9 protein-coding genes, 1 tRNA gene, 1 CRISPR repeat array and 1 riboswitch (1 of these 12 running past the window's edge) are annotated in these 11881 nt (G+C 44.8%); of the genes, 8 read left to right on the top strand and 2 right to left on the bottom strand.

Features of this window, described 5'->3' with window-relative positions; translation table 11 throughout:
• The gene (locus ABV001_RS07480; RefSeq protein WP_294080725.1) at positions 1 to 447 is read right to left on the bottom strand and encodes a cold-shock protein; all 447 of its coding nucleotides are present in this window, start codon (positions 445 to 447) and stop codon (positions 1 to 3) included.
• 51 nt (positions 448 to 498) lie between these two features.
• On the bottom strand, positions 499 to 1614 hold the full coding sequence (locus ABV001_RS07485) for a DEAD/DEAH box helicase (RefSeq protein WP_294080727.1): 1116 nt from the start codon (positions 1612 to 1614) through the stop codon (positions 499 to 501).
• A gap of 317 nt (positions 1615 to 1931) precedes the next feature.
• Positions 1932 to 2027: riboswitch (TPP riboswitch) on the top strand.
• Positions 2028 to 2147: 120 nt separating this feature from the next.
• Here ABV001_RS07485 and thiM point away from each other — a divergent pair.
• The 8 genes from thiM (at position 2148) to ABV001_RS07525 (ending at position 11400) form a co-directional block, all read left to right on the top strand.
• Positions 2148 to 2942: a hydroxyethylthiazole kinase gene (gene thiM / locus ABV001_RS07490; protein ID WP_352422212.1), complete on the top strand. Its 795-nt coding sequence runs from the start codon at positions 2148 to 2150 to the stop codon at positions 2940 to 2942.
• Positions 2939 to 3574 (top strand): thiamine phosphate synthase, encoded by a 636-nt coding sequence (thiE, locus tag ABV001_RS07495; protein WP_352422213.1) that lies wholly within the window; start codon positions 2939 to 2941, stop codon positions 3572 to 3574. The genes thiM and thiE overlap by 4 nt, the downstream gene beginning before the upstream one ends.
• A 37-nt stretch (positions 3575 to 3611) precedes the next feature.
• On the top strand, positions 3612 to 4424 hold the full coding sequence (gene thiD, locus ABV001_RS07500; protein ID WP_352422214.1) for a bifunctional hydroxymethylpyrimidine kinase/phosphomethylpyrimidine kinase: 813 nt from the start codon (positions 3612 to 3614) through the stop codon (positions 4422 to 4424).
• A 99-nt stretch (positions 4425 to 4523) separates the two neighbouring features.
• Positions 4524 to 4598: transfer RNA gene (locus ABV001_RS07505), tRNA-Val, on the top strand.
• 101 nt (positions 4599 to 4699) lie between these two features.
• Complete coding sequence (locus ABV001_RS07510) at positions 4700 to 5947, top strand: exonuclease SbcCD subunit D (protein WP_352422215.1); 1248 nt, start codon at positions 4700 to 4702, stop codon at positions 5945 to 5947.
• A 2-nt stretch (positions 5948 to 5949) separates the two neighbouring features.
• On the top strand, positions 5950 to 9843 hold the full coding sequence (locus tag ABV001_RS07515; RefSeq protein ID WP_352422216.1) for an AAA family ATPase: 3894 nt from the start codon (positions 5950 to 5952) through the stop codon (positions 9841 to 9843).
• Between the two features lie 448 nt (positions 9844 to 10291).
• The gene (locus ABV001_RS07520; protein WP_294080739.1) at positions 10292 to 11062 is read left to right on the top strand and encodes an ADP-ribosylglycohydrolase family protein; all 771 of its coding nucleotides are present in this window, start codon (positions 10292 to 10294) and stop codon (positions 11060 to 11062) included.
• Positions 11059 to 11400 (top strand): hypothetical protein, encoded by a 342-nt coding sequence (locus ABV001_RS07525; protein ID WP_352422217.1) that lies wholly within the window; start codon positions 11059 to 11061, stop codon positions 11398 to 11400. Before ABV001_RS07520 ends, ABV001_RS07525 begins: the two co-directional genes overlap by 4 nt.
• A gap of 84 nt (positions 11401 to 11484) precedes the next feature.
• Positions 11485 to 11881: a CRISPR direct-repeat array (repeat unit 29 nt; unit sequence ATTTCAATTCTACCTAGTACGATTAATGG); it runs 1827 nt beyond the window's last position.

The raw sequence follows: 11881 nt of genomic DNA on the forward strand, positions 1-11881 counted from the left end.
TTAATCCGTAATCACGATATTCACTGCATTCATGCCTTTTTTGCCGCGTTCCAGGTCGAATGTAACCTTATCACCTTCATCGATTGAAGCCGGTGCAGCGCTGATATGGAAAAAATATTTGTCCATATTGGCACTGTTTTTAATGAATCCATACCCTTTATTGCGATCGAAATATTCCACTCGTCCCTTGTAGGGTTCGGGCTCTCCCACATCCTCTTTCTTGGGAGTAGATACCACTATATCCTCAATGTCGATTTCCTCTTTTTTTATCGGATCGGGCGGAGTATCGGTAATCACCCCGTTTTCATCCACGTAAGCGATCATATCGTCCAATGAGCCGGAGCCGGGATTGGCCTTACGCTCTTCTTTACGCTTCTGTTTTTCTAATCGTTTTTCCTGTTTTTTCTTTTCTATTTCTCTTTTGTTATACGAAACTGATTTAGCCATATTTACACTTAAAATGTCTTTATTTTTTTTAATTGATTGAATAATTGTTATTTAGCTTGCCACCACAAGCGTTTTACCTGTCAATTTCTGGATATCCTTTAACATATCCCTTTCTTCATCGGCACAGAACGTAAAAGCCGTGCCGGTATTCCCTGCCCTACCCGTGCGACCAATACGATGCACATAGGTTTCTGCCACATCCGGAAGATCGTAATTAATGACCAGCTCCAGATTATTAATGTCTATTCCCCTGGCTGCAATGTCCGTTGCAATGAGGGTTTGTATTTTATGGGATTTAAAATCCGCCAACGCCTTTTGCCGGGCATTCTGCGACTTATTTCCATGAATGGCGGCACTGTTTATTCCGGATTTACTAAGTATCCGTGCGATCTTATCCGCTCCATGTTTGGTACGGGAGAATATCAATACCGATTTCCTTTTATCTTTTTTCAGCAAATCGATCAGCAAATTCTTCTTTTCCGGCTTTTCCACGAAGTAGATATACTGCTCTATGGTGTCTACCACTGATGATACCGGTGCCACTTCTACCCTGACCGGCTTATGCAGGATCGACCGTGAGAGGTCGGCTATGGACGATGGCATGGTAGCTGAAAAGAAAAGCGTCTGCTTCACCCGGGGCAACTGCGGCAGCAACCGTTTGATATCGTGGATAAAACCCATATCCAGCATCCGGTCGGCTTCATCCAGTACAAAATGACGGATGGCACGCAGACTGATAATCTTCTGGTTCATCAAATCGAGTAATCGTCCCGGAGTGGCCACTAATATATCCACTCCCCTGTTCAGTTCATTCACCTGGGCATTCTGTTTCACACCTCCATAAATTACACAGTGGCGAAGTCCCGTATACCGGATATAATCACTCAGGCATTCGTTGATCTGGATAGCCAGTTCACGCGTAGGTGTTAAAATCAACGCCTTTATCTCTCTTCTCCTGTCATGGGTTTTGTTCAAATACAATTGCTGTATGATGGGAAGTACGAATGCTGCGGTTTTTCCTGTGCCGGTCTGTGCCAGTCCTAAAATATCACGGTTGTCGAGTGCCGGGGCAATAGCCTGTTGTTGTATTGGTGTGGGAGTTGTATGTCCTTTTTCGTTCAGAGCCCTCAATACCGGCTCAATAATTGATAATTCTTTAAATGTCATGTTCTGCTATTAAACAGGATATGCTATGATAAACGATATTCCGCATTCCTGTAACTGATTGATATCTTATACAAATAAGTTGATTTTGATGTCGATTTCGGCGATGGGAAGATCCGCCTAGAATGGCGGAGCAAAACCTTGAGAAGAAAGATACAATACTAACTTAATTGATAATGGATGCAAAGATACAAAAATAAATCGGTTTTTCAGCTATCATCGAATCGTGTTGAGATTATACACAGCTTTGACCGGTCCACCGATACATGTTTTTATTGAAAGATTCCGGATTTATTCATCATTTATGTATATCTTTGTAGCATCTCTGTTAGGGGTGCCTTCGAAAAAGGCTGAGATCAAACCCTCGAACCTGATATGTTGTAATTGACATCGTAGGGAAACGGAAATTTAGAAGATTATAATTTTATATATATTCATCACTGCCGTTTCATACAAATATGAGACGGCTTTTTTATTTCCCGGATAATGATAGCGGGGATTATGTAGCTATTTGCGGATTTAAAGGATAAATTAAAATGACGAACATTGATAATCTGATCCGGGACCTGAACCGGGTAAGGGAAAAATCACCGCTGGTACATAATATCACCAATTATGTGGTGATGAACAATACGGCCAATGCACTGCTGGCGATAGGCGCATCTCCGGTAATGGCCCATGCAACGGATGAAGTTGCCGAAATGGCCGGCATAGCCTCTTCGCTGGTGATCAATATTGGTACGCTTGACGCCGAATGGGTGAAAGGCATGTTGATTGCGGGTAAGGCAGCCCTGGAAAAACAGATTCCGGTTGTTCTCGACCCCGTGGGTGCAGGAGCCACTTCCTACCGGTCGAAAGTATGTACCCGGATAATTGAAGAATGCAAACCCTCGGTCATCCGTGGCAATGCTTCGGAAATAATAGCCCTGTCGAATGCTAATGCCCAAACCAAAGGTGTTGACAGCACCAACAGTTCCGAGGCAGCATTGAATTCAGCCAAAGCTCTGGCAGATAAAGCCGGTGCCATCGTGGTAATCAGCGGCGAAACGGATTATATCACCGACGGAAACACTGTCGAGACCGTAAAGAACGGAAACAAGATGATGACAAGAGTGACGGGCATGGGGTGTACGGCATCGGCCCTGGTAGGTGCTTTTACCGCCATCAACCCCAACTTCCTCGAAGCAGCCACCAACGCCATGTTCATCATGGGTATCACAGGAGAAATCGCGGCCGCAAGCTCGAAAGGGAATGGTAGCCTGCAACTCAATTTTCTGGATATCCTTTTCAATATCGACGAAAGAAACATAAGGAAAAATATCCGGTTATGAAGCACTTCGACTTGAGCCTGTATCTGGTCACCGACCGTTCATTATCCTTGGGCAGGCCATTGGAATATGTGGTGGAAGAGGCGGTGAAAGGAGGCGTTATCATGGTACAACTCCGAGAGAAGGAGTGTTCTTCAAAAGAATTCTACCTACAGGCGATGGCCCTCAAAAAGTGTCTGAAACCCTACAATATTCCACTTATCATCAACGACCGGCTGGATATCGCCCTTGCCTGCGATGCGGAAGGGTTGCATATCGGCCAAAGCGATCTTCCCTATGAAGTGGCACGGAAAATACTGGGGAAAGATAAGATTATCGGTCTTTCCGTCGAAAACAAACAGGATGCGCTGGATGCCAACAAGCTGGACGTGGATTATATCGGCATATCTCCGGTTTTTGACACCCCTACCAAGACAGATACGGCCCAGGAGTTAGGCTTGGCAGGTGTACATGAGATTTCGCTGGTTTCAAAACATCCCGGTGTCGGTATCGGAGGAATCAACAACAGCAATGCCCTGGAAATCATACAAGCCGGTGCGGACGGTATTTCGGTTGTATCGGCCATCATGTCGGCATCAGATCCACGACAGGCAGCATCGGAACTATATGATATAGTCACCGGCATGGAAAAATAAGATAGCTGATAAACTCTCATTTTAAAAGAAGAAACAAATGAAGAAACAGTATAGAAGAACCTTGTCGATTGCGGGAAGCGATCCGAGCGGAGGCGCAGGGATACAAGCCGACCTGAAAACATTTTCCGCCTGTGGGTGCTATGGTGCGACAGTAATTGTAGCTGTGGTAGATGAAAATACGGTAGGTGTAACCGGTGTGCACCCTGTTCCTGTACCTTTTGTGACAGGGCAAATCCGCTCCGTGCTGGATGACATAGGCGCGGATGCAATTAAAATCGGGATGCTCCACTCGTCCGAGCTTATCCGGTCGGTACAAGAGACCCTGGCCCAATATGACATTAAGAATATTGTACTGGATCCGGTGATGGTGGCTACCTCCGGCGATAAGTTATTGCAGGATGAAGCCATCAGCACATTGCAGGAAAAATTGATCCCCCATGTACGCATTATCACCCCCAACATTCCCGAAGCGGAAATACTGCTCGGAAAAAAGATCAAATCGCAAAAGGATTTACCGTTGCTCGTCAAAGACCTTTCTTTCGGCCGTTCCGTGTCGGTCCTGTTAAAAGCCGGACATCTGTCAGGAGATGAGTTGACCGATGTATTTTATAATGCCGAAACCGATGAAATAATAGAACTGAGTTCCAAACGTATTGCCACAAAGAATACACATGGAACGGGTTGTACGTTATCATCCGCCATCACCTCCTTTCTGGCCCATGACTTGCCGCTCAATGATGCAGTACGCAAAGCCAAGGATTATATAGATCGCGCTATTTTAATCGGTTCCGAATATGAAATTGGGAAGGGGCATGGTCCCGTCCATCATTTTTTTGATTTCTGGAGGTAAGATTGACAAAGGCATACTCTTAGGGCCGTTAATTTGTAAGACTCTTTTTCTCTCCGAATTATAGTGATCGTATCATATTTTTCCGTATTTTTGCGGCTCGAACTGTTAGCTCAGCTGGTTTAGAGCGCTGCCTTGACAGGGCAGAGGTCGCCGGTTCGAATCCGGCACGGTTCACTCAAAAGTCTCAGCGTAAGTTGGGGCTTTCTTTTTTTACAATCATTTGATTTTCAATTTTTCTTACTATTTTTGAAAGAAAAACAGGAGCATAGGTTGATATGATACGGATTTTACATACGGCTGACTGGCATATAGGGCAACTCTTCCACGAGTATGACCGCACTTATGAGCACCGCCAATTTTTTAACTGGTTACTCGATACCCTTTCTGAAGAACAAGTGGATGTGCTGCTGGTCAGTGGAGATGTGTTCGACTCGTCCAATCCTTCGGCGGCATCCATAAAAATGTTTTATACCTTCCTTAATCAGTCTGCAAAACAGAATCCCCATTTACAGATTATCGTTACCGCGGGCAATCACGACTCGGCATCGCGATTGGAATCGCCTAAACCCCTTCTGGAATCGTCCAATATTCATATCGTAGGTATCGTGGAAAAGGATGATGTCGGGATGGTGGACTATGGTAAAATCTGCATTCCCCTAAAGAATAAAGAGGGCCATACCGAAGCATGGTGTATTGCAGCACCGTTCCTGCGCTTGGGAGATTATCCTTCCATCACGGACAGTGCGAACCCTTATGCGGATGGAGTCAGTGCATTTTATAAGGAAGCCTGTGAATATGCAGCATCAATCAAAGAGCCCGGGCAAGCCATTATTGCCATGGGACACCTGCATGCGCAACAAGCGGAGGTGGGCGATATAGACAAGATGGAGAGATTGATTATGGGAGGAGTGGAATGTATTTCCGCGACGGCATTCAGCGAGAAACTCCGGTATGTGGCATTGGGACATATTCATAAAGCCCAGCGTATCGGGGGTAAAGAACATGTCCGCTATAGTGGCAGTCCGTTGCCGATGTCTTTTTCTGAAACGAATTACAAGCATCAGGTCATCGTTTTCGATATGGCAGATGATGCGATCGATAGCCTGAAAGCTCTTGAAATTCCGGTATCAGTACCCTTGATGAGGGTTCCATCAGTCCATAGTTCACTCACCGAAGTACTCATATCATTATCGCAATTAAAAACTTTTGAAGGAGACCCACATACCGCGCCTTACTTGGAAGCAAGAGTATTATTGGAAGGGCCGGAACCGGGTTTGAGGCACAAGATAGAAACTGCGCTGGCCGGTAAAAATTTCAGATTGGCCAAGATTGATGTGCGTTATAAATCTGCTGCTGCGAACCCCGATAATGCTGCCCCTGTTGATCCGGAACAACTCAACCGGCTAAAACCGATTGAAGTGCTGCACAAAGTATATCAAGCCAAGTATGACAATCCTATCCCCGCAGCATTGCAAAAGCTTTTTCAACAAGTCGAACAGGAAGTAAATGAATTGGAGGCATAACAATGAAGATACAAGTTATTCGGATGAAAAACCTGGCCTCTTTGGATGGCATGACTGAAATTGATTTTACCCGGGAACCGCTCTCTTCCGCAGGTATTTTCGCAATAACAGGTCCCACGGGAGCAGGCAAATCCACCATCCTCGATGCTTTGTGCCTTGCCTTGTATGCCGAAACACCGCGCTACAAGCTGGCGGACAATAGAGTGGATGTCCTGGATGTGCGGGGAAGCACCATCAAGCAGGATGATGTACGTGGGATCCTGAGGGATGGCACATCCGATGGTTTTGCAGAAGTCGATTTCGAGGGTGTCGACGGACATTCTTACCGTGCCAGGTGGAGCGTGAGAAGAGCGCGTAACAAGGTCGATGGAAATTTGCAGGCTTATGAGATATCCCTGAAAAATATCACGACCCGGCAGGAGGTGCCGGGCAGAAAAACCGAACTGCTGGTAGAAATTGAACGGTTGGTCGGATTGACTTTTGAGCAGTTCACCCGCTCTGTCCTGTTGGCGCAAGGCGATTTCACCGCTTTCCTGAAAGCCGGAAAAGATGAGAAATCATCCTTACTGGAAAAGCTGACCGGCACCCATATCTATTCCGAGATATCCAAAAAAGTCTATGAGCATTACAAAGAGCAACAGCAAAAACTCAGGGAACTAAATCTGCAACGTGAAGGGATAGACACCCTTACCCATGAAGAATTGGCCGAACTACAGGCAAGAAAAGAGGAGTTGACCATTCTCATCAAGAACAACGAGAAAATAAGAGAGGCGCTCAACAAGGAGATTAACTGGCATGAGCAATGGGCGAAACTGGAGGAAGGCGTGCAGACAGCTGCCTCCCAACACGCACAAGCAATCTCTATTAAAACAGAATCGCGGCACCGGGAACAGCTTTTACAACAGATTATCCGTGTCCGGCCTGTGAAAGAAATAGTGAATAACCTGTTACATATCCGCGAGCAAATCGATGCCAAGCAATCAGCCATCAATGATAACTCTTCGAAACTGATGATACAGAGAGAGGAGAAAAAGGCTGCCGACAAGGCGTTTGACCAGGCCGTTGCCACCCTGGAGACCGCAGCCCGGAAAGAAGAAGAGGCGCAACCGTTGTTAAACAGAGCAAGGGCGCTAGACGTGCAGCTTACCGAAAAGGCGGCACAGGTAAAACGGGCGTACGACGACTTCTCCGCCATCTCCGAGAAAATAATCGGTCAAAAAGAGCAGTTGTCATCAGCAAAAAAGAATTTGACGGATCTGGAAAAAGAAATCGATGGGTTAAGCCGCTGGAAAAATGAAAATGAATTCCGACAGCCAATAGCCGAGCAGGAGAGTCTAATCTTATCCAAACTGACTGATGCGGAAGAAATCCTGAAAAGCTTGCATGACTATACCACAAGCATAAAGGAAGCAGAAAAAAAATGCCTGCAACTGGAACAGGAAAAACAAATTCTTGAAGATAAGAGAAACAGTCTTCGGACCTCCCAACTACAGCAACAGAGTGAATTTCAGCAGCTGCACACTACCCTATCGGCTGTACCTATTCAGGAGCTGGAAAATGAAAAAATCTCGTTGGACAGCCATATCGAGGAGATGGTGGCGGCAGAAGCCCATTGGAAAATATTGTACCGGGCAATTATCGAGAAAGAAAATACAAACAGCTTGTTATCAAACAATAAAAAAGAATTAGAGCAAAACAAAATACTGCTTTCCGAGGCAGAAAACCTCCTGCCGATAAAATTGGCAGAAAAGGATACCGCGTTGAAGTCGCTTGAAAAAGCAAGGCTGCTGATGGCTGAAAGCGTGGAACGACTGCGGGAGCAATTAGAATTCAAGAAACCCTGTCCGGTCTGCGGTAGCACCGAGCATCCTTATGCGGAAAAGAATCCATTAGCAGATTTGCTCCTTTCGGAACAAGAAGCCACCTATAAGCAGCATGAAGCCGCTTATGCGGCACAACTGGCACTTCACAGTCGTCTCCGGCAAATCTGTGAGGGATTGGAAAAGTCGATTGGAGAATTGGAAATGACACTTGCCGATAAAAGCGAATCAATAAAGAATCTCGAATCAAAATGGTCGGAATTTCGGATTTCCGGTCAGTGTGGCAAATATCCGCTTGCCGACAGGGCGACATGGCTGCATGATCAGTTGCAACGACACAAAAGCCGTCAACAACAATTATCGGAACAAATACAATCCTACGGGAAACAGAAAGAGCAGCTGGAATTATACAAATCTGATCTTACCGCACTGGATAAAAAATTGACCGATTGCGAGAACCGGATAAAGGATAACGAAAGGGCGCTGAAGTCGCTACTGGAACAGCAACAAAATAATACTACAGCGCAGCGGAAGGCTGTCCACAACTTGGAGAGTGTGCAATCTGCAGTGGCTATTTATTTTCGTGCCGAAGAGTGGTTTAAGAACTGGCAGCATAATCCCGATGCTTTCGTGCAACAAATCCGTGAATTTGCCTGCAATTGGAAAAATAACACTACCCGTTTAGAAGAGCAACTCCATCAACAAAAGATGACAGTTGAAAAAATAAAAGAATGGGAAAGCCGGCTAAAGGATGTGGAAGAGGATTCCCGGAAAAAAGGTGAATATCTCGCCGACTTACAGTCCCGGCATAAAGAGTTGACCGACCAGCGGGAAGCAATCTTCAATGGTGTGCCGGCAGAAGAAATGGAGGTTAAGTTAAAAGAAACGACTCGTGTGGCAAAACAGGTTTTGGAAGAGCAGAAAAAGAAAGTCGATGCGATACTGTCGGAAATTACCCGCCTCGAAGCACTGCATGGGCAGTTGGAGAAGGATGTCGCCACATTGATCCGGCAGGAAACAACCGTCGACGAGCAAATCGAAGATTGGATTGTTCACTATAACCGGCAATACAATGCCGTACCGGACACCTCTGTTCCAACCCAATCGGAAGGCGATACCTGTCATACCCCGCAACAAGATCCATCACATACCTCAACACAACATCCACCATATGCCTCGCCACAACATCCATTACATACCTCGTCACAACATCCACCATATGCCTCCCGGCAAGCGTCTGTGCTTAGCCGTGAACAGCTGCTCCCCCTCTTGGAATTCACCCGGGAGTGGATAGAAAACGAAAGGTGGGAGTTGCAGGAAATCGATGCCGCGGTGATGCAGGCCGAGTCAGTTTTGGGAGAACGTACCAAGGCGCTGAAAAAACATCTGGAAGAACGTCCATCGGAGAAAACATTGGATGAACTATCAGTTTCACAGGAATATGTGCGTGAATTATTAAGGAAAAGTTCACAGGAGGCCAATGAAATCGACTTTACCATAAAGCAAGATACCCTCAACAAGCAACGTATAGGATCGTTGTTACAAGAGATAGAGAAGCAGACCGCCATAGGGGAAGACTGGGCAAAACTCAACGACATCATCGGATCGTCAGACGGCAAAAAATTCCGCCAGATAGCGCAGGAGTACACATTGGATGTGTTGTTGAGTTACGCCAATGTGCATCTGGAAATTCTAAGTAAACGCTATCTCTTGCAGCGCATCCCCAACTCATTGGGGTTACAGGTGGTAGATCGGGACATGGGGGATGAGGTGCGAACGGTCTATTCCCTTTCCGGTGGTGAATCATTCCTCGTCTCGCTGGCATTAGCCCTGGGGCTGGCCTCCCTCTCCTCCAGCCGCATGAAAGTGGAATCACTTTTCATCGACGAAGGCTTCGGCTCACTCGATCCCGCCACTCTCAATATCGCCATGGATGCGTTGGAACGGTTGCACAACCAAGGTCGTAAAGTCGGTGTGATTTCCCACGTGCAGGAAATGACCGAACGCATACCGGTACAGATCAGGGTGAGCAAGCAGCAGAGCGGAAAAAGCAAGGTGGAAGTGATGTCGGTATGAAAATTACCCTTGGCGCAGGGAAATAACCGTACGGATACCGGTAAAGATCAGTATTCATGGTTTCTGTATCGATACTTTCCATACTCAAAGACACAATATCAAATAAGAGTTTTAGTGAAAGTTGAGAATTCGATTTATTTTAAATTACTGATATGTGGACATTTATTGTATTTGTTATTTTCCTTATACTCATTTTGTCAACCTTTATTAGGGTTATGATTTATGGCAAAGGAATATTCAAACCGGATTTTAAAAGGGTTGATTTAGAATTTGGCAGAAAAAAGAAAATTTCCACAAATTGGAATACCCCTTTTGGCAAGGGTGTTTATTATATTTTTCTGATAATTATGCTATTGTCATTGTTTTTGATATTTTATCGACTTTAAAAAGTCAAGATTTTAGTATTTGTTGCAATTTAATGATATTTAATTTGTAAAAACATATAGTTATGTTGGGAGCAATAATAGGAGATATAATCGGTTCACGGTTCGAGTTCAACAATACCCACTCGATCGATTTTGAACTGTTCACCCCGGAATGTGATTTCACGGATGATACTGTTTGTACTATTGCAGTGGCGGATGCCCTTCTAAAAGGTATTCCATTCGGCGATAGCCTGCACTCCTGGTGCAGGAGATATCCCTATCCTAAAGGTGCCTACGGAGGCTCGTTTACTCGATGGATACATGATGACAATCCGCATCCCTATCACAGTTTTGGCAATGGATCGGCGATGCGTGTCTCTCCTTGCGGCTGGATTTCAAGGGATAGAGAGATAGTGTTACGGAAAGCGTGTGAATCCGCTGAATGCACCCACAATCATCCGGAAGGTATCAAAGGCGCCTTATGTGTGGCCGATTGTATGTATCATGCCCGCACAGGTAATGGAATGTCCCGACTTATTGATTTAGCCACAAAGGAATACGGTTATAATCTTGAGATGACCTGCGATTCAATCCGTAAAACGAATTCATTCAATGAAACGTGCCAAGTAACAGTACCACAAGCGATCGTCTGTTTTCTTGAAAGTACCGACTTTGAGAGCGCCATCCGCTTGGCCGTGTCGATCGGGGGAGATAGCGATACCATAGCTGCCATCACCGGGAGCATAGCCGAAGCCTACTATGGCATTCCGGAACATATCAAGAATTCTGCTTTTGAGTATTTACCCGGCGAGTTCTTATCTATTGTACATAGATTTAAGAAGATGACATCATGAAAGATTTTAGTATGTATAAATACTTCAAAGGCGAACTGAAAAATCCATTCTCCGAAAATGATTTACTTGCTTCCAAATGGTGGAATGGAGAAAGATTATTTTATGAAAACGCCCAGAGTAATCCTCATTTTATTGACATTATCAGAAAACAACTAAAAGAAGCTATTGAAACCAATAATGTGAGCAGTATCTTAGTCGATGAAACTGTTGACATAAACAGGCGTATTCTGATATCTATCTGGATCTATGGCATTCCAAATGGTTTCCTTATGATAATTTTGATGCGATATTCAAATATTAAAAACCGTCCTTCTAATTTCAACCTAATCGACTTTTAATCCATCTTCCCGTAATTTGTTACTGAAAATGCTGCATTTTTAATTACCGTTCACACAAGTTTTATCCACTCTTCAACAATTACGATTTCAATTCTACCTAGTACGATTAATGGACAAGTCATCCTCGAAAGGCTCGAATGTGAGTCCGATTTCAATTCTACCTAGTACGATTAATGGATCAACAAGGAAAACAGAGACGTCCCAGCATGAAAATTTCAATTCTACCTAGTACGATTAATGGAAAAGCGTGCTCAATTCAAGGCGTCCAGATTCTACCGTATTTCAATTCTACCTAGTACGATTAATGGAAGAGAGGCGGGCATTACGAGATGAGATAAATATTAATTTCAATTCTACCTAGTACGATTAATGGAAATATGCGATAAGCATACACTCTAAATTCAATGAATTTCAATTCTACCTAGTACGATTAATGGCATCTTGCGCAGGGCATACATGGCAGGATGTAAGGCATTTCAAT

It is taken from the genome of Proteiniphilum sp. (genome assembly GCF_040307845.1).
Classification (GTDB): domain Bacteria; phylum Bacteroidota; class Bacteroidia; order Bacteroidales; family Dysgonomonadaceae; genus Proteiniphilum.